This is a genomic window from Paenibacillus sp. PastM-3 (assembly GCF_029893965.1).
In the GTDB taxonomy this organism is placed as follows: Bacteria; Bacillota; Bacilli; order Paenibacillales; family Paenibacillaceae; genus Paenibacillus_AQ.
The window spans coordinates 122,024-141,347 of sequence record NZ_JARXXP010000015.1; the positions used below are offsets into that span (position 1 = coordinate 122,024).

Here is a 19,324-nt window from a genome sequence, read left to right on the forward strand (position 1 = left end):
ACAGGCTGTCAGGCTTGTTCTAACCCCTGTTTGTCCCGAATAGTCATGAAGATAAGAGATCATGTCTATTACGAGGGAAAGCGGGGGAACGCGGTATGAAGGTTTCAAAGGTTGTAACCCGGCGGAGAATGCTGTGGACACTGCTGGGACTGGCTGTGTTATTCGGTTCGCTGGCTGTACGACTTGCCTATGTACAGCTCTATCAGGGCGAGAAGCTGAGCGCCAAGGCGGAGGAGTTGTGGCGCCGCAATATTCCTTATACCGCCAAGCGCGGAGAGATACTGGACCGTGAAGGTGTTGCGCTGGCTTATAATGTCAGTTCGCCTACGGTTTATGCCGTTCCCGTACAGGTTAAGGATAAGCAAAAGACGGCACAGCAGCTGGCTCCGCTCCTTGGCATGACTGAGGAAAAGCTGGTCACTTTGATGTCCAAACGTGAGTCTTCGGTTAAGCTACAGCCCGGCGGCCGCAAAATTACGATGGAGCTTGCCGCGAGCATCCGTGATTTGCAGCTGCCGGGCATCGTTGTGGCTGAGGACAACAAACGATACTATCCTTATGGTGATCTGGCAGCACATATTCTCGGGTTTACCGGAATCGATAACCAGGGAATTACGGGCATAGAGAGCATTTATGATAAGCTGCTCAAAGGAATTGCAGGCAATGTCTCCTATCTGTCCGATGCGGGAGGAAGGCTGATGCCGGGCTCCTCCGAGAAATATTACGAACCCCAGGAGGGGCTCAGCCTGCAGCTGACCATTGATAAGCAGATCCAGTCGATTATGGAGCGTGAGCTGGATCAGGCGATGGTTAAGTATCAGGCACAGGGTGCATGGTCGATTGCAATGAACCCCAAAAACGGTGAGATACTGGCAATGGCCAGCCGGCCGGGCTATGAGCCGGGCTCTTACAAGGAATACGATGCTGAGGTTTATAACCGCAACCTGCCGATCTGGATGACCTACGAACCGGGCTCCACCTTCAAGATCATTACACTTGCAGCGGCGCTGGAGGAGAATAAGGTGGATTTGCAGAATGAGCGGTTTTTTGATCCGGGCTATGCCGAGGTCGGAGGCGCCAGGCTGCGCTGCTGGAAAAAGGGCGGGCACGGCAGCCAGACCTTCCTTGAAGTGGTTGAGAATTCCTGCAACCCCGGGTTCGTCGCCCTGGGCCAGCGGCTCGGCAAGGAGAGCCTCTTCAAATACATCCGGGATTTCGGGTTCGGGACAAAAACAGGCATAGATTTGAACGGGGAGGCCAGCGGTATTCTGTTCAAGCCGTCCCAGGTGGGGCCGGTGGAGCTTGCTACCACCGCTTTCGGCCAAGGCGTCTCGGTTACGCCGATTCAGCAGATTGCTGCCGTATCGGCGGCCATTAACGGAGGTAAGCTGTATACCCCGCACGTGGCCAAGGCCTGGATTAATCCGGAGACGGGCGAAACCGTATCCGAGGTTCAGCCCAAGGAGGTCCGGCAGGTTATCTCGGAGGAAACATCGAAGAAGGTGCGGGCTGCCCTTGAGAGCGTGGTTGCCAAAGGCACCGGCCGGCCGGCATTTATTGACGGCTACCGGGTGGGAGGCAAAACAGGGACGGCACAAAAGGTAGTTAACGGCCGCTATTCTCCGACCGAGCATATTGTTTCATTCATTGGCTTTGCTCCTGCGGATGATCCGCAGATTGTAGTTTACACTGCGGTTGATAATCCTAAGGGAATACAGTTCGGGGGGGTTGTAGCTGCTCCGATCGTACAGAACATTCTTGAGGATTCCCTGCATTATCTGAAAGTACCTGAACGAACAGACCAGCTTCCCAAAACCTATAAATTAGGTGAAACTCCGATTGTTACGGTTCCCGATCTAACCGGGGCTACCGTCCAGGACATTTACGAGGACTTGAACATGAACTTTACGTTAGCCCGTTCAGGCACCGGCAATACTGTCATTAATCAGGCTCCGAAAGCCGGAGCGAGGGTTGAACAAGGCTCGACCATCAGGATTTATATGGGGAATTCCAGTCAATGATAGAGGTAGGGCCAGTCTTCTTATCCGAAATTGCAGAGTGAGGGATTAGTTATGAAATTAAAAGAATTATCTTCTTGTCTTGCGGCTTCGCGCCTGTATGGAGACGGGGAAACCGAGATTGTAAATCTTCAGGCAGATTCCCGGAAGGTTAAGCCCGGCGATTTGTTTATCTGTCTGCCCGGTTTTACGGTGGATGGCCACGACTATGCACCCCAGGCGGCAGCGGGAGGCGCTGCCGCGCTGGTAGTTGAACGGAAGCTGGATCTGGATCTGCCGCAGCTGATCGTCGATGACTGCCGGTTTGCCATGTCTGTACTTGGAAATGCCTTCTTCGGTTCGCCGAGCAGCCGTATGAAAATGATTGGCGTGACCGGAACGAACGGCAAAACGACGACCACCTATCTGATTGAGCGGATTATGTCCGATCACGGGCTGAAAACCGGACTTATCGGCACGATCCAGCTCCAATATGACGGCCAGACCTATCCGGCTTCCGGCACGACGCAGGAGTCGCTTGAGCTGCAGCGTACGCTTAACGATATGGCGCTGAAAGGTGTGGAATGCTGTGTTATGGAAGTATCCTCCCATGCGCTTGAACAGGGGCGGGTAAAAGGCACGGATTACCGTACAGCGATTTTTACAAACCTGACCCAGGACCATCTGGATTACCATCATACTATGGAGGAGTACCGTGCGGCCAAAGGGCTGTTCTTCTCCCGTCTGGGCAACGTCATTTCACCCTGGAAAGAAGAGCGTAAGTACGCAGTGCTGAATGCCGATGATGAAGCGAGCGCTTATTTTGCCGCCCAGACTGCAGCGGAAGTGATTACATACGGCATTGATAATGATGCCAACGTCAGGGCGTCGCAAATATCGATTACAGCCAAAGGAACATTTTTCCATGTGGATACGTTTAAGGGAGAGGCTGATATTTCGCTGCATATGGTCGGCAAATTCAATGTATATAACGCCCTGGCTGCGATAACCGCCGCACTGCTCGAAGATATCCCGCTGGAAGAGATTAAAGCAAGTCTGGAATCGGTGGCAGGAGTGGCGGGTCGTGTGGAATCGGTTGACGCGGGGCAGGATTTTGCTGTTATTGTTGACTATGCGCATACGCCGGATGGACTGGAGAATGTGCTGAAGGCCGTGTGCGAGTTCGCCGGCGGCAAGGTGTTGACCGTATTCGGATGCGGCGGGGACCGGGATAAGACAAAACGCCCGCTTATGGGCAAAATTGCCGCGAAATACAGCGACCATGTATTTGTGACTTCGGATAACCCGCGGACAGAGGATCCCCTGCTGATTCTGCAGGATATTGAGGCCGGCCTGAGCGAGGACGGGGTTCCGCAAGAGCGTTATGAGATGATTCCGGACCGCCGGGAGGCGATCAGAAATGCTATTGAAATGGCAAGCCCCGGCGATGTAGTATTGATTGCGGGGAAAGGTCATGAGACCTACCAGCTGATCGGCGGAGTGGTTCATGATTTCGATGACCGCCTTGTCGCCAAAGAAGTTATAAGGGGCCGAAGCTATTGATTACAAGAACGCTGCAAAAAATCGCTGACATGTGCGGAGGAACAACAGGTTCTGCCGCAGATCCGGAACTGGAAATATCGGGAGTCATTACCGACTCCCGCAAAATTACATCAGGCTGCCTGTTTGTCCCGCTTACGGGAGACAATTTCGACGGGCATGATTACAGTGCGGCGGCACTCACAGCCGGGGCTGCCGCCACACTCTGGCAGCGGGATAAGGGTGCTGCACCGGAAGGTGCGGTCATTCTGGTTGAGGATACATTGGCTGCCCTGCAGAGACTGGCTGCCGCTTATCTAAGTGAAACAGGCGCGCAGGTTGTAGGTATAACGGGCAGTAACGGCAAAACGACAACCAAGGATATCGTTACCTCCCTGCTGGAGGGGCAATACAAGGTTCATAAAACTCAGGGAAACTTCAACAACCATATCGGATTGCCGCTTACGGTGCTTTCAATGAGCGAGGATACCGAGATAGCCGTACTCGAGATGGGCATGAGCTCACGGGGAGAAATTGCCCTGCTGGCTTCGCTTGCCGCTCCCGACGTTGCGGTTATTACAAATATAGGGGAATCGCATCTGCTGCAGCTAGGCTCCCGCAAGGAAATTGCCCGGGCCAAGCTGGAAATTGCTGAAGGATTAAAGCCTGGCGGACTGCTTATCTATAATGGCGATGAGCCGCTGCTCGCCGAAGTTATGACAGAATCTGCTTTCCAAGCGCCGGAAGGTATGCAATCTGTGCGTTTCGGTTTTGCTGCCGATAACGATATTTATCCGACAGGGATGATGACACATATCGGGGGAATGACGTTTACAACCGTCTATCTTGCTGAGGAGCGCGCTTTTACACTGCCGCTTCCGGGCCGCCACAATGTCAGTAATGCACTGGCTGCATTTGCGGTTGCCCGGCATTATGGGGTTAGCGAGGCCAATATTGAAGAAGGGCTGAAACGGCTCAAGCTGACCGGCATGCGGATCGAAGTGATCGTAACGGCCTCCGGACTGACGCTGCTGAACGATGCCTATAATGCCAGTCCTACCTCCATGAAGGCGGCTATTGATGTGCTCCAGTCTATGAAAACAGACGGCAAACGGGTCGCTGTGCTGGGGGACATGCTGGAACTTGGGCCTAACGAAGCTGATTTTCACCGGGAAATCGGCGAATATCTGGATCCGGCTTTGACGGATCTGGTCTTTACTTATGGACCGCTATCAGCCTTTTTGGCTGAAGCCGCAGTCAAGAGCTTCGGGCCTGAACGGGTATTGGCCTTTACCGATAAGGCAGAGCTGTCTGCTGCCCTGAACAGCAGATGCAGTTCCAAGGACATCGTGTTGTTCAAAGCATCAAGAGGCATGCGGCTGGAAGAGACGCTGAACAGCCTTAACGAACATTTTAAACAGACATAAATACTGGAGGGGGTGTACCCATGGATTATCAACTTCTGCTGCTGACTATTGCTGTATCCTTTATCCTTGCGGTCATTGCCGCTCCGCTGTTCATTCCGCTGCTGCGCAGAATGAAATTCGGACAGCAGGTACGGGACGACGGACCGCAATCCCATCTGAAAAAAGCCGGAACACCGACTATGGGCGGTATTATCATTATGGTGGCGTTCACGCTGTCCTTCTTAAAGTTTTCTGTAGTGAATTCGGATTTTTATGTTCTTTTGGTGGCTACGCTCGGCTACGGGCTGATCGGGTTCCTGGATGACTACATCAAAATTGCTTTTAAACGCTCACTCGGGCTTACGGCACGCCAAAAGCTGGCCGGCCAGCTTCTGGTAGGCATAGTGCTGAGCATCCTGCTGTTTAATGCCGGCCACAATACCGGAATCAGCATACCAGGCACGGATGTCAGCTTTGACTGGGGCTCCTGGTTCTATTATCCGTTCATCGTCATCATGATGATGGCGGTTACCAATGCCGTTAACTTCACGGATGGAGTTGACGGACTTTTGTCCGGAGTCAGTGCAATTGCCCTTGCCGCCTTTGCAGTAGTCGCCATGCAGGCAACCTCAATTGCCGCTGGGGTATGTGCGGCTGCGATGATTGGCGCAGTGCTCGGGTTTCTGGTGTTTAACGCCCATCCGGCCAAAGTATTTATGGGGGACTTTGGTTCCTTCGGGATTGGCGGCGCCATCGGGGCCATTGCCATTGTTACCAAAAGCGAGCTGCTCTTTGTAGTAATCGGCGGTGTATTCGTAATAGAAATGCTGTCCGTCGTGCTGCAGGTGGCTTCCTTCAAAACACGCGGCAAACGTATCTTCCGCATGAGCCCGATCCACCATCATTTTGAGCTGGGAGGCTGGTCGGAGTGGCGTGTTGTTACGACATTCTGGGCGGTAAGCCTGCTGCTGGCGGCTGTAGGACTAATCTTGAGCAAGGGGTTGTAAGGAATGAAGCATCCAGATGAATACAAAGGCAGGGAGGTGGTCGTCCTGGGGCTCGCAAAAAGCGGAGTCCAGGTGGCCAAGGTACTGCATGAACGCGGCGCGGTCGTCACGGTCAACGATAAAAAGGAAAGAGAGCAAAGTCCCGAAGCTTCCGAACTGGAATCTTTGGGAATTTCTGTTATATGCGGAGGACATCCGGAAGGTCTTATCCACGAAGGCGTAAGCCTTGTGGTGAAGAATCCGGGAATCCCGTATTCCGTGCCTCCGGTACAAAAGGCACTGGAGCTCGGCATCGAAATTGTTACCGAGGTGGAGGTTGCCTATCATATCTGTGCAGCGCCGATGATCGGCATTACCGGCTCCAACGGCAAGACGACAACGACGACCTGGGTGGGTAAAATGCTGGATGCTGCCGGAATGAATCCGATTGTCGCCGGCAATATCGGCACACCGCTATGCCAGGCTGCGCAGGAAGCACGCGACGATAACTGGATGGTAGTGGAGCTGAGTAGCTTCCAGCTAAAAGGAACCGAGACCTTCCGCCCGAAGGTGGGCGCACTGCTGAACCTGGCGGAGACCCATCTGGACTATCACGGCGGCATGGAGGACTATGTGGCCTCCAAAGCGAAGCTCTTTGCCAACCAGAAGCCTGAAGATACTGCAGTGCTGAACTGGGATGATCCGGTCTGCCGTGAGCTTGTTCCTTATATCAAGGCAGGTATTCTGCCCTTCTCGATGACCGAGGAGCTGGTCCAGGGCATTTTCGTCCGGCCTTCTTATCTGCCTGATACAGAGGATGATCTGGAACGGGTGATCATTTACCGCGATTACAGTGAGAGTGAAACCGAGATAGCCAAGGTCAGCTCAATCGGCCTGCCCGGCCGCTTCAATGTGGAGAACGCGCTGGCAGCCTGCGGCATTGCCATTGCCGCAGGGGCAGATCCTGCTGTGCTTGGCGGCGTGCTGGCATCGTTCCGCGGTGTGGAGCACCGGCTGGAGTATGTGGCAGAGAAGGCGGGTACCGCCTACTATAACAATTCCAAAGCTACCAATTCCAAAGCGACCACTATGGCGCTGGGCTCCTTCAAGCAGCCGCTGGTGCTGATTGCCGGAGGTCTTGACCGCGGCTCCGACTATATGGAGCTGCTGCCTGTCCTGGGCGGCCTGAAAGGTATCGTGGTCCTGGGTGAGACCCGGGACAAGCTGGCGAAGGTTGCCGCAATGGCAGGAGTAAAGCATATCATCTCCGTCGATAATGGGGAGAGTGCCGCCGCCGTGCTGCAGCAGGCTGTGCGGGAGGCTTCCGCTCTCGCGGAACCGGGAGAGGTCGTTCTCCTGTCTCCTGCATGCGCCAGCTGGGATATGTTTACATCCTATGAGGAGCGCGGGCGTATTTTTAAAGAGGCGGTGCATAACCTTTAAGTAGGGGGGTGGATAAGCCCCTACTACGGATGCAAGAGGTGTGCTCCTGATGAACAAATCGCGTCATGCGCCTGACATCTGGCTGCTGATCCCCATACTTGCCCTGCTGGTCATCGGCATGGTGATGGTTTACAGCGCCGGATCTGTCCTGGGCTTCCGCAATTATGGCGATTCGTTTTATTTTGTCAAAAGACAGCTGCTGTTCGCCGGACTTGGCCTTGGTGCAATGTTCGTTACCGCCAACACGGATTATCTGGTGCTGAAGAAGTTTGCACGGCCTGCACTGATCCTCTGCTTCATCCTGCTTGTCCTGGTTTTAATTCCGGGCATCGGGGTAGTCCGCGGCGGTGCGCGGAGCTGGCTGGGGATCAGCAGCTTCGGCATTCAGCCCTCCGAATTTATGAAGATGGGGATGATTCTGTTCCTGGCCAACTGGCTGGGCAAGGATGATTATGACATCTCCAGCTTCACACGCGGCCTGCTGCCGCCGCTCGCCCTGATCGGCTCGGCGTTCGCGCTGATTATGCTCCAGCCGGACCTCGGCACAGGCACCGTGATGTTCGGTGCGGCGCTTATGATGGTCTTCACGGCAGGCGCCCGGATGAAACACCTGCTCTCGCTCGGGGGGCTGGGGGTGCTCGGCTTTGCCGGGCTGATTGCCGCTGCACCTTACCGGCTGAAGCGGATTACAGCCTTTCTTGACCCCTGGTCCGATCCTCTTGGCGCCGGATATCAGATTATCCAGTCCCTTTATGCGATTGGTCCCGGAGGGCTGGGCGGTCTCGGGCTGGGGATGAGCCGGCAGAAATACAGCTATGTGCCGGAGCCGCAGACTGATTTTATTTTTTCTATACTTACTGAGGAGCTGGGTTTCATCGGGGGAATTGCGGTGCTGATCCTCTTCCTGATCCTGATCTGGCGGGGAATGAAGGTGGCGATGAGCCTGCCTGACCGGTTCGGCAGCTATCTGGCGGTAGGGATTGTCAGTATGGTAGCAGTTCAGGTCATCATTAACATTGGTGTGGTTATCGGAATGATGCCGGTAACCGGCATTACCCTTCCGCTGATCAGCTACGGGGGATCTTCGCTGACTCTGATGCTTACGGCACTCGGCATTTTACTGAATCTATCCCGTTATGCGAGGTGAAAGAGATGCGTATCGTATTAAGCGGCGGTGGCACGGGGGGACATATTTATCCCGCCGTTGCCGTCGCCAGGCAGCTTGAAGCGGAAGAGGGAGGATCGGCCTTTCTCTATATCGGCGGCAAACGAGGTCTGGAGAGCAGGCTCGTTCCCCAGGAGAATCTTCCTTTTAAAGCTATTGATATTACCGGCTTCCGCCGGAAGATTTCGATGGACAATGTAAAGACGATAATGCGTTTTCTGAAGGGGGTTAAGGCCTCCAAGGAAATGCTGCGCGAGTTCAAGCCTGATGTCGTTATCGGCACAGGCGGCTATGTATGCGGCCCTGTAGTATACGCGGCCTCCCGTCTCGGGATTCCGACGCTTATCCATGAACAGAATGCGATTCCCGGACTGACGAACAAATTTCTGAGCCGGTATGCCGATACGGTAGCCGTAAGCTTTGAAGGCACAGAATCCGCTTTTCCGGGCGGCAAAAACGTCATCTATACCGGTAATCCAAGAGCTACAACGGTCACAGCTGCAAGCCCGCAGCGAGGTTACGCGTCCCTTGGCATACCTGAAGGAAGTACGGTTGTGCTTGTGGTCGGCGGCAGCGGCGGAGCCAAGGCGATTAACCGGGCAATGATTGAGATGGTACCGTTTGTGGGTAAGGGTAATGGAGTTCATTATGTTTATGTTACAGGCGAGTCTTACTTTGAAGAAACCCGCAAGGCCCTGCGTCAAAAGCTCGGGGGAGAGCCAAGCTGGCTGCATGTACTCCCCTATGTCCACAATATGCCTGAGGTGCTGGCCTGTACCTCGCTGATTGTGAACCGGGCGGGCGCCTCCTTTTTGGCCGAGATTACGGCTTTGGGCATTCCCTCCGTCCTCATTCCGTCCCCTAATGTGACGAACAATCACCAGGAAGCTAATGCAAGACAGCTGGAACGTGAAGGTGCGGCGGTTGTACTGCTGGAGAAGGATTTGACCGGCAAGGCGCTGCATGAAGCTGTTCAGCGGATCATCGGGGCAGAGTCACTGCGGAGCAGCATGGCGGAATCGTCCAGACGTCTGGGCAAACGGGATTCCGCTGCGCTGGTCGTCAGCGAACTGCGGCGGCTTGCCGCCATACGGAAGAAATAAGGTTAGGCTGCCGGCAGGCCGCTGCTCCAGAGCCGCTCTTATTCTCCTGCTGTCACACACCCGGGGTTATGAACATAGGATAATCCTATAATCGTGACAATCACCCAAGGTTCTTCCCGCAGGATGAGATGCCTAGGCGTATACTGTTGTACCAGGGGCGTTTCACAGGTTTTGGTCGGGAGAAACCGGTTGTGGGTGAGCGGTAATCTCGGAGGTGATACATTGGACAAATTGGTGATTGAGGGTGGAAGTCCCCTGTCAGGCACCATACGTATCCATGGAGCAAAAAATGCGGCTCTGCCGATCCTGGCGGCAAGCCTGCTGGCCGAAGGAGTTCACTCACTGCATAATGTGCCGAAGCTGCTGGACATCGAGACCATGCTGAACATTTTGGGACGGTTGGGCTGCAGGGCTGTGCATGAGGAAGAAACGGTAACAATGGATACGTCAACCTTAAGCACTTCCCATGTTCCGGAGGATTTAATGCGGCAGATGCGGTCTTCCATTTTTTTAATGGGACCCTTATTGGCCAGATTTGGTGAGGTGACGATCTATCAGCCGGGCGGCTGTGCAATCGGGGAACGCAAGATTGACCTTCACCTGCAGGGCCTCAAGCTGCTGGGGGCTGAGATTGAGGAGGTTAGCGGGAGGATTTCCTGCCGGGCCGGCAGGCTGACAGGGAGCGACATTCATCTTGATTATCCCAGTGTTGGTGCCACAGAGAATATTATGATGGCAGCGGCAATGGCTGAGGGCACGACTACGATATCAGGTGCGGCCAGAGAGCCGGAAATCCAGGACCTGCAGAATTTCCTGAATGCGATGGGGGCCCAGATTATCGGCGCTGGCACCGATACCATCACTATCCGGGGTGTCGAGAAGCTCTATTCGTGTACGTATGAGGTCATCCCTGACCGGATCGTTGCCGGCACGGTCATGATTGCTGCTGCTGCAACGCGCGGAAATGTCACCCTGACCCACACCAATGCCGGACATTTAACCTCGCTCATCCATGTGCTGAGGCGGGCAGGTGTTCAAATTACAGTCTGCAATGATATAATTAATGTCAGCTGTGTTGGGCGTCCACGTGCGGTAGAGCGGATAGTGACATCGCCGTATCCCTCCTTTCCGACGGATCTGCAGTCTCAGGTGATGGTGCTGCTGTCGCTTGCCGACGGTTTCAGTGTCATTAAAGAGACGGTATTCGAGGGCCGCTTCAAGCATGTGGAGGAGATGGCCCGGATGGGTGCGGATATCTCCACTGACCTGAACCGCGCATTTATCCGCGGTGTCCAGAGATTGTACGGGGCAACAGTGGAAGCAACGGACCTGCGGGCCGGAGCCGCCCTGGTGATCGCCGGTCTCGCAGCACAGGGAACTACTATTGTTGAGCAGGCGCACCACATCGACCGCGGGTATGACGGCATCGAGCTGCTGTTTCAGAAGCTGGGTGCACGTATCAGCCGCAAAGTACCTGTACCGGGTCCCTTTGATTTGGCCAATTAAAGCTCCCTGTCTCCTTCGGCTTCGGCCAGGGAAGGAGACAGGGCCTTATTACGGAGATATGAGAATGCCTAAAACCCGACTGCCTCGTCTAAAAGAGGACAAGCCTGTAAAAAAAATGAGCCGTAAAATCACTGTCATTCTGCTGCTGCTTTTCATAGCGCTGCTGGCCGTAATTTTTTTCCGGTCCTCCGTCAGCCGCATCACGGAAATCAATTTTCAGGGTAATAAATACACTACCCGGGAGGAACTGCTGGAGAGAAGCGGCCTGGTAATCGGCGGACAGTTTTTCGCAGCCTCAGCTGATTCTGTGGAAGATTCGCTGAAGGGGCTTAAAACAGTCAAGGAGGCCACCGTGATCAAGAATTTTCCGGGGATTGTCAACATTACCATTGAAGAGTTTCCGGCTGTAGCCTACGAGCTGGATCAACAGGGGATTCTTGAAGCCATACTGTCCAGTGGAGCTGCCGTTAAGGTGAATGACACCGGGATAGCGGTAGAGAAGCCGATTCTGACCGGTTGGAAGGAAGGGGATCCCAATAAGGCCAAGTTGTCCCAGGCTTTAGCCGGTATTCCCAATGAATTGACCAGTGACATCTCCGAGATCGTCCCTTCACCGACTCTATCTTTTCCGGACCGCATTAAGCTGTACACCCGTTCGCATTTCGAGGTGATTACAGCAATCTCTCTGCTGAAGGATAAGGTGGAATACCTGAACCAGGTGATTGAGACCGAGGAGCCCGGACTGATCAAGATGCTGGAAGCTGATACGTATGTGCCTTTCGTGGCAGATTCCCAGGATGCAAATGACATACAAGAGTAAATAGTCCCTACTAATGATACAGAAAAAATGCTACAATCGGAGTTACGGGCAATAAGGTGTATCCCTCTTTTTTCTGCGGATTTTTTGAGAATAAAGCCTGGAAATGGTTGCTTTTTTCTTTTTATCCTTATATTTCTTGCGGGAGAAAGGACAACTCCGGACTATTAAAAGATACTCACTATAAAACCCGGCATTCCATATTATCCCATTCAAAAAAATTGTAGAAAAAAGAGGGAAAGGAATCGTGATGTTGAATATGTACAGAGAAGCTTCCCGGCTAGGGAAACCGTGTGTTTCTTCAGCATCAACTTTTAATTATAACAGGAGGTGCCATAGGGCTTGAGCAACAATGACATCATTGTTAGTTTGGACATCGGTACATCCAAAGTGCGGGCAATTATCGGGGAAGTTACTAATGGAACCTTTAATATTATTGGCGTTGGATCTGCTGATTCGGAAGGGATACGCAAGGGTGCGATTGTAGATATCGATCAGACTGTGCAATCGATCAGAAGCGCCGTGGAGCATGCGGAGCAGATGGTCGGTATTCAAATATCCGAGGTCTATGTCGGGATTTCCGGCAACCACATCGGTCTGCAATCCAGCCATGGTGTCGTGGCCGTCCAGAATGAAGACCGGGAGATTGGTGAAGAGGACATCGATCGTGTGATCAAAGCGGCAGAGGTTATTGCAATGCCGCCTGAGCGTGAAGTTATCGATGTTGTCGCCAAACAGTATATCGTTGACGGTCTGGAAGGAATCCAGGACCCCCGCGGCATGATCGGTGTGCGCCTGGAGGTAGAGGCGACGATTATAACCGGGGCGAAAACGCCGATACATAATCTGCTTCGTTGTGTAGAGAAATCAGGGCTGAAGGTGAAGGATCTTGTGCTGATGTCTCTTGGAGCCGGCGGATTGGCGCTGTCCAAAGATGAGAAGTCGATGGGTGCGGTACTGGTCGATATCGGTGCAGGCTCCACGACGATAGCCGTATATGAAGAAGGTTCCCTCTGTGCCACTTCCACGATCCCCATCGGCGGAGAATTTGTAACGAATGATATTGCCTACGGGCTCCGTACACTTACGGATCAGGCGGAGAAGGTTAAGCTGAAGTATGGCTGTGCCTGGATCGATGATGCCGCCTCAGATGTTGTGTTCAAAGTGCTCCGTATCGGCAGCAATGTGGAGAAGGAGTTTAACCAGGAGGATCTGGCAGCGATTATCGAGCCGAGAGTCCAGGAAATATTTCAACTGATCCGCCAGGAAGTTAAGCGGCTGGGTTACAATGAGCTCCCCGGAGGTTATATACTTACGGGTGGTACTGTATCGATGCCGGGTGTCCTGAAGGCGGCCCAGTCTGAATTGTCGGCTTCGGTACGTATTGCTGTTCCTGACTATATCGGAGTGCGCGACCCGGGCTTCACCGGGGGTGTAGGTATTCTGCATAATGTCGTCCGCCGTTTCCGCGTTCGCGGCAATACCGGCGGAAGCGCAAATAAGAAGACGGTCAACCGAAGCAAGCAAAGCGCTGCTCCAACCCAGGAGATCGACAAGAAACCGGGGCTGATGGAGCGTATTAAGAACATGTTTAGCGAATTCATATAAGTGTAAGTCCAGATATACTTGGACCGGCCATCCAAGCACTATTCAAGGGGGAGATGGAATCAATATGTTGGAATTTGATTTTGAAATGGAGAGCTTGGCGCAAATTAAGGTCATCGGCGTAGGCGGCGGCGGAAGCAATGCTGTCAACCGGATGATTGAAAACGGCGTTCAGGGTGTTGAGTTCATCACAGTTAATACAGATGCCCAAGCGCTGCATATGGCCAAATCGGAGCATAAACTGCAAATCGGGGACAAGCTTACCCGGGGACTTGGCGCAGGCGCCAATCCTGAAGTAGGCAAGAAAGCGGCCGAGGAGTCCCGCGATCTGATTTCAAATACGCTTAAGGGTGCAGATATGGTTTTCGTTACCGCAGGAATGGGTGGCGGTACAGGTACCGGCGCAGCGCCTGTGATTGCCGAGATCGCCAGAGAATGCGGAGCATTGACCGTAGGCGTCGTGACCCGCCCGTTCACTTTTGAAGGCAGAAAACGTGCTAATCAGGCAGAACTCGGAATCGAAGCACTCAAGGAAAAGGTCGATACGCTGATTGTTATTCCGAATGACCGGCTCCTGGAAATTGTAGACAAGAAAACGCCGATGCTGGAGGCATTCCGTGAAGCGGATAATGTGCTCCGCCAGGCTGTGCAAGGGATCTCTGACCTTATTCAGGTTCCCGGCCTGATTAACCTTGACTTTGCTGATGTGAAGACGATCATGACCGAACGTGGCTCTGCACTTATGGGGATCGGTATTGCCACCGGCGAGAACCGTGCTTCTGAAGCGGCCCGCAAAGCGATTATGAGCCCGCTGCTTGAGACTTCAATCGAAGGTGCGCGCGGTGTAATTATGAATATTACAGGCGGATCCAACCTCTCATTGTATGAGGTGAATGAAGCGGCTGAGATCGTTACCGCTGCTTCCGACCCTGAAGTTAATATGATTTTTGGTGCCATCATTGAGGAAAGCATGAAGGACGAAATCAAGGTCACGGTTATCGCTACCGGGTTCGAACACAAGCCTTCACCGGTTTCACAGACCCGCCGTCCAGCGGTCAGCAGTGAACCTGCCCCTGCTGCTGATAAGAACAACAACAATCTGCGTCCGTTCGGTAATCAGACAGCCTCTGACCAGCTTGATATTCCGACCTTTCTGCGCAACCGCACACGCGGCAGTAACGATTAGACAACTGTAAATATTTCATACGGAAGCACCGTATCCCCTGGCCGGCAGGCCGGGAAGGATGCGGTGTTTTTTTGTTTTTTAGCTGATATAATACGAATAACGGGAGCGGATGAACAGATGGAGCTGCTTGATCCCCGGGTGGACTTTGTATTCAAACGGATTTTTGCAAGTGAAAGCAATAAGGATGTTCTGCTGGCTTTTCTGAATCGTGTACTGCAGGATGCGGGTGCACCGCCGCTTGAGGAAGTCGTGCTGCTGAATCCCTACACGGATAAGGATGATCCTCAGGACAAGCAGTCTATCTTTGATATCTGGGCGAGGACGGTCGACGGGAGGCTGATTAACATTGAAATGCAGCTGTTCAACCAGTATGACATGGAGAAGCGGACCCTGTACTACTGGAGTAAACGTTATTCAAGCCAGCTGCAGACCGGTGGCCGGTATATAGATCTCAAAAAATGTATAACGATTAATATATTAAATTATAATGTGCTGCCAAATGCACACACCCATAGTGTATTTCATCTGCGGGAGGACAGCAGCGGTGCGCCGCTCATTGATGATATAGAAATTCATTTTCTTGAATTGCCGAAGCTGAAGAAGGCTGCTGTTCCCGGTGAAGAAGGATTGGTCAACTGGCTGCTGTTTTTAAAAGGAGATACTGATAACTGGGAGGTACTGAAGATGAATGAACCTGCACTGCAAAAAGCGATTGAAACGCTGGAATACCTGAGTCAGAATCCCGAAGCCCGGCGCAGATATGAAGACCGTCAGAAGTTCCTGCACGATGAGGCCTCACAAAGAGACGGCGCGCAAAGGGAAGGCTTTGCCAAGGGTCTGGAGGAAGGTAAGAAGGAAGGCATGAAAGAAGGCATGAAAGAAGGCATGAAAGAAGGCATGAAAGAAGGGAAGTCAGAAGGTAGGAAAGAAGGCATGGAGCAGGCTAAGTTGGAGATTGCTAAGAATTTACTCCGGATGGGAATGGATCAGCAGGCCGTCCAAGCCGCAACCGGAATTACGGAAGACGAAATCAGGTCTTTGAATTGAATAACGGTGCCTCTGAACCAGCCTTCCCGGGCTGGTTATTTTTTTGAATGCATTCACGGACCGCAACTATAACTCGACAAAAAAACCATTAGAGTGCCCCCCATGTTTAGACAGACTTTGAAAGCGGGAGTTTCTATACTAATCTTATCGTCCAAAAAGTGAGCCTGCTTTCGTCCGCAAGACAGCAGCTCTTAGGCAGGTGAAAGTGCTGGTAGTTTATATTGATTTGATTTTCGCCGCCAATCTGCTGATCGACGGAGTGCTTATATGGCTGACCGCGTGGCAGATTAAAGTCAAGGTTTCCTGGTGGAGGCTGGCCCTCTCCGCTCTGGTCGGCGCGTTATATGTAGTGATGATGTTTGTGCCGGAGCTGTCTTTTCTTTATACCTTTCTGATTAAGTTCGGATTGTCCGTGCTGATGCTGCTGATAGCCTTCGGGTATAACAGCCTGCAGCGCTTTCTGCGTGCATTGGGAGCGTTTTATGTCATCAATTTCGCGGCGGCCGGCGGCATACTGGGCATTCACTACCTGCTGCAGAGCTCCGGGGATATCTGGAACGGTATTCTGTTTACAAGTACAGGGGGCCAAGCCCACCGGCTGAAAATCGGTTTCTGGTTCGTGCTTGGAGTGCTACCGGCGGTACTGCTGCTCTTTAAGCTATTCCACTCCTCACAGGTCCGCAGGGAGCAACTGGACTCCTACATCGGTGAAGTCACTGTGGAAATTGAGGGTATCAGCGTCAGCTGTCCCGGACTGCTTGATACAGGCAACCGGCTAAATGATCCTCTGACCCGGATTCCGGTCATGGTGATGGAGGCTTCACTGTGGGAAGGACATCTGCCCGACTCCTGGAAAGGAAAGCTGACACAAATGGGCGCAGACCAGCTTCTGCTGGAAACGGACGGGCAGTCTTTTGCATGGCAGGACCGGATGCGGCTGGTACCGTACCGTGGCATTAACCGCGGGGCGGCATTCATGCTCGCACTGAAGCCGGACCTGGTGAAGATAAAGCTTGGTGAGGAGATCTTCTGCAGTAAAAGAGTGCTCATCGGGCTGGATGGCGGGACACTGTCGGGAGACGGCGCGTACCGGGCGGTCATACATCCTGACCTGGCCCAAAGAGAGCACGCGGCTGAAGCTGCAGTGCCTTGCTGAAAAGATAAGAATGTGTAAATTTGAGGTTACACATGATTCTTATCTTTCTCACAGAACCGGATACCGTCCTGTTCAGGACGGCGAAGCCGTGTCTACTCGGATTACCCCAAGAGGATGGTTAAGGACATCCAGGGTAACTGAGCACTTCTTGGAGGAGGAACAATAATGGTCAAATGGAAGCTTGCGCTGCAGCTGCAGTACTATCGGATGCTGTTTCTGCTGGGGCTGAAAAGCCAGGAAATTTATTATATCGGGGGAAGTGAAGCTCTGCCTCCGCCCTTGACAAGGGAAGAAGAGGAATACCTGCTGCAAAGGCTGTCGACAGGTGACGCTGCGGTGAGGGCTATGCTGATTGAGCGCAACCTGCGGCTGGTTGTCTACATCGCCCGCAAATTCGAGAACACAGGCATCAACATCGAGGATCTGGTCTCCATTGGCGCCATTGGCCTGATCAAGGCCGTTAACACGTTCGATCCCGACAAGAAAATCAAGCTGGCCACTTATGCCTCGCGCTGCATCGAGAATGAGATTCTGATGTATCTGCGGCGCAACAGCAAGACACGCAGTGAGGTATCCTTTGATGAGCCGCTGAATATTGACTGGGACGGAAATGAGCTGCTTCTGTCAGATGTGCTGGGAACGGAAAATGACACCATTTACCGCAATATAGAGGAGCAGGTGGACCGCAAGCTGCTGCAGAAGGCGCTGGAAAAGCTGAGCGAACGGGAGCGGCTGATAATGGAGCTGCGGTTTGGGCTGCGCGGCGGAGAGGAAAAGACGCAGAAGGATGTTGCCGACCTGCTTGGAATCTCGCAATCTTATATCTCGCGGCTGGAAAAGAGAATCATCAAGCGGCTGCGCAAGGAATTCAACAAGATGGTGTGAGCAAAAAACCAAGGAATAAAATGCCGGACCGGGGAGATAATGTACAGTAATGTTTCTCCTTGGGAGGTAAATCATCATGACCCGAAACAAAGTCGAGATTTGCGGAGTGGATACTTCCAAGCTGCCCGTTCTGACGAACGTGGAAATGCGGGAGCTGTTCACTTCGCTGCAGCAGCAGGGCGAGCGATCCGCCAGAGAGAAATTGGTTAACGGTAACCTTAGACTCGTTCTTAGTGTTATTCAAAGGTTCAACAATCGGGGAGAGTTCGTAGACGATCTGTTCCAGGTAGGCTGCATCGGTCTGATGAAAGCCATCGATAATTTTGATTTATCGCAAAATGTGAAGTTCTCCACCTATGCGGTTCCGATGATTATCGGAGAAATCCGCAGGTATCTCAGAGACAACAATCCGATCAGAGTCTCGCGTTCGCTGCGGGATATCGCCTACAAAGCACTTCAGGTCCGTGACAGCCTGACCAACCAGAATTCGCGGGAGCCGACGATTTTTGAAATCTCCCAGGCGCTTGGCGTTCCGAAAGAGGATGTTGTATTCGCACTGGATGCCATCCAGGACCCCGTTTCTTTGTTTGAGCCAATCTACCATGACGGCGGAGATCCGATCTATGTGATGGACCAGATCAGCGACGACAAAAACAAGGATGTCTCGTGGATTGAGGAAATTGCCCTGCGTGAAGCGATGCGGAAGCTGGGCCAGCGCGAGAAGCGGATTCTGTCCATGCGTTTCTTCGAAGGGAAAACCCAGATGGAGGTGGCGGATGAAATCGGCATTTCACAGGCCCAGGTTTCGAGGCTTGAGAAGTCGGCCATCCAGCAGATGCAGAAGCATGTGAAGTCTTAAAGCTGACGATAAAAAGCAGGGGTATCCATAAGGCGTGTTCAGCCGGCGGATACCCTTTTGTATGTTATGCAGCAGCTTCTGTAATTATTTCTGCATGTTGCCAAGCCTGAAGGACATATAATCAGCTATAGGTCTGATTGTACAGGAGTGGTGGGATGAACGAGGATTCCTTTAATTCAGGAAAAAAAATGAAAATTTCCGATTTTCAGACAAAGGATGTCATCAATATCGTAGATGGAAAACGGCTCGGACAGATCAGCGATCTGGAGCTGGACCTGCGCCGGGGAGTGATCGATGCGGTCGTTGTGCCGGGCTTCAGCCGCTTTATGGGGCTGTTTGGAGGCGGCAGTGATCTGATTATCCCCTGGCGGAATATCGTCAAGATCGGTGCGGACGTTGTGCTTGTCAAAATTGAAGAGGCCAGGCTGCCGCAGGGCCAGGAAGAGCGTGAAACGATGTATCTGGAGCGGGGGGACCGCAGCGAACGGCGCACTTATTAATCGGGTGCGTCTTTTTTAACCATTTGTGGTAAAGAGCTTTGGAAAGGATACACCTGCGCGAGCGTTTGAGCAAGCCTCGTAGACCTGGCCTCACATTGTAGGGTACACTTAAGCAGAGGTGAGA

16 protein-coding genes are annotated in these 19,324 nt (G+C 52.8%); all 16 read left to right on the plus strand.

The genetic code is table 11. The annotated features are described in order from the left end of the window. The first annotated feature begins 95 nt into the window (after window positions 1-95). Window positions 96-2,021, plus strand: coding sequence for a stage V sporulation protein D (locus M2108_RS20145; RefSeq protein WP_277471101.1), 1,926 nt, complete (start codon window positions 96-98; stop codon window positions 2,019-2,021). 51 nt (window positions 2,022-2,072) lie between these two features. Then, window positions 2,073-3,560, plus strand: a complete 1,488-nt coding sequence (locus M2108_RS20150) for a UDP-N-acetylmuramoyl-L-alanyl-D-glutamate--2,6-diaminopimelate ligase (RefSeq protein WP_277471100.1) — start codon at window positions 2,073-2,075, stop codon at window positions 3,558-3,560. Then, window positions 3,557-4,963: a UDP-N-acetylmuramoyl-tripeptide--D-alanyl-D-alanine ligase gene (locus M2108_RS20155; RefSeq protein WP_277471099.1), complete on the plus strand. Its 1,407-nt coding sequence runs from the start codon at window positions 3,557-3,559 to the stop codon at window positions 4,961-4,963. The genes M2108_RS20150 and M2108_RS20155 overlap by 4 nt, the downstream gene beginning before the upstream one ends. A gap of 20 nt (window positions 4,964-4,983) precedes the next feature. After that, window positions 4,984-5,949 (plus strand): phospho-N-acetylmuramoyl-pentapeptide-transferase, encoded by a 966-nt coding sequence (gene mraY, locus M2108_RS20160; protein WP_277471098.1) that lies wholly within the window; start codon window positions 4,984-4,986, stop codon window positions 5,947-5,949. Between the two features lie 3 nt (window positions 5,950-5,952). Then, entirely contained in the window at window positions 5,953-7,371 is a 1,419-nt protein-coding gene (gene murD, locus M2108_RS20165; protein ID WP_277471097.1) for a UDP-N-acetylmuramoyl-L-alanine--D-glutamate ligase, read from the plus strand. A gap of 49 nt (window positions 7,372-7,420) precedes the next feature. After that, window positions 7,421-8,518, plus strand: coding sequence for a stage V sporulation protein E (spoVE, locus tag M2108_RS20170; RefSeq protein ID WP_277471096.1), 1,098 nt, complete (start codon window positions 7,421-7,423; stop codon window positions 8,516-8,518). A gap of 5 nt (window positions 8,519-8,523) precedes the next feature. Beyond that, window positions 8,524-9,639, plus strand: coding sequence for an undecaprenyldiphospho-muramoylpentapeptide beta-N-acetylglucosaminyltransferase (gene murG, locus M2108_RS20175; protein WP_277471095.1), 1,116 nt, complete (start codon window positions 8,524-8,526; stop codon window positions 9,637-9,639). 222 nt (window positions 9,640-9,861) lie between these two features. After that, the gene (murA, locus tag M2108_RS20180; RefSeq protein WP_277471094.1) at window positions 9,862-11,145 is read left to right on the plus strand and encodes a UDP-N-acetylglucosamine 1-carboxyvinyltransferase; all 1,284 of its coding nucleotides are present in this window, start codon (window positions 9,862-9,864) and stop codon (window positions 11,143-11,145) included. A gap of 64 nt (window positions 11,146-11,209) precedes the next feature. Further along, the gene (locus M2108_RS20185; RefSeq protein WP_277471093.1) at window positions 11,210-11,965 is read left to right on the plus strand and encodes a cell division protein FtsQ/DivIB; all 756 of its coding nucleotides are present in this window, start codon (window positions 11,210-11,212) and stop codon (window positions 11,963-11,965) included. Between the two features lie 339 nt (window positions 11,966-12,304). Further along, window positions 12,305-13,570, plus strand: coding sequence for a cell division protein FtsA (gene ftsA, locus M2108_RS20190; RefSeq protein WP_221802360.1), 1,266 nt, complete (start codon window positions 12,305-12,307; stop codon window positions 13,568-13,570). Between the two features lie 64 nt (window positions 13,571-13,634). Next, entirely contained in the window at window positions 13,635-14,753 is a 1,119-nt protein-coding gene (gene ftsZ / locus M2108_RS20195; RefSeq protein ID WP_277471092.1) for a cell division protein FtsZ, read from the plus strand. A 117-nt stretch (window positions 14,754-14,870) separates the two neighbouring features. Further along, window positions 14,871-15,800: an Rpn family recombination-promoting nuclease/putative transposase gene (locus M2108_RS20200; protein ID WP_277471091.1), complete on the plus strand. Its 930-nt coding sequence runs from the start codon at window positions 14,871-14,873 to the stop codon at window positions 15,798-15,800. Window positions 15,801-16,008: 208 nt separating this feature from the next. Next, a complete protein-coding gene (spoIIGA, locus tag M2108_RS20205) occupies window positions 16,009-16,956 on the plus strand; it encodes a sigma-E processing peptidase SpoIIGA (RefSeq protein ID WP_277471198.1) in 948 nt (315 codons plus the stop codon). Window positions 16,957-17,118: 162 nt separating this feature from the next. Continuing rightward, window positions 17,119-17,841 carry an RNA polymerase sporulation sigma factor SigE gene (sigE, locus tag M2108_RS20210; protein WP_068726422.1) on the plus strand — a complete coding sequence of 241 codons (723 nt, stop codon included), beginning with the start codon at window positions 17,119-17,121 and terminating at the stop codon, window positions 17,839-17,841. 76 nt (window positions 17,842-17,917) lie between these two features. Then, window positions 17,918-18,700 (plus strand): RNA polymerase sporulation sigma factor SigG, encoded by a 783-nt coding sequence (gene sigG, locus M2108_RS20215; protein ID WP_039875939.1) that lies wholly within the window; start codon window positions 17,918-17,920, stop codon window positions 18,698-18,700. Between the two features lie 155 nt (window positions 18,701-18,855). Continuing rightward, the gene (locus M2108_RS20220; protein ID WP_277471090.1) at window positions 18,856-19,200 is read left to right on the plus strand and encodes a YlmC/YmxH family sporulation protein; all 345 of its coding nucleotides are present in this window, start codon (window positions 18,856-18,858) and stop codon (window positions 19,198-19,200) included. The last annotated feature ends 124 nt before the right edge of the window (window positions 19,201-19,324 follow it).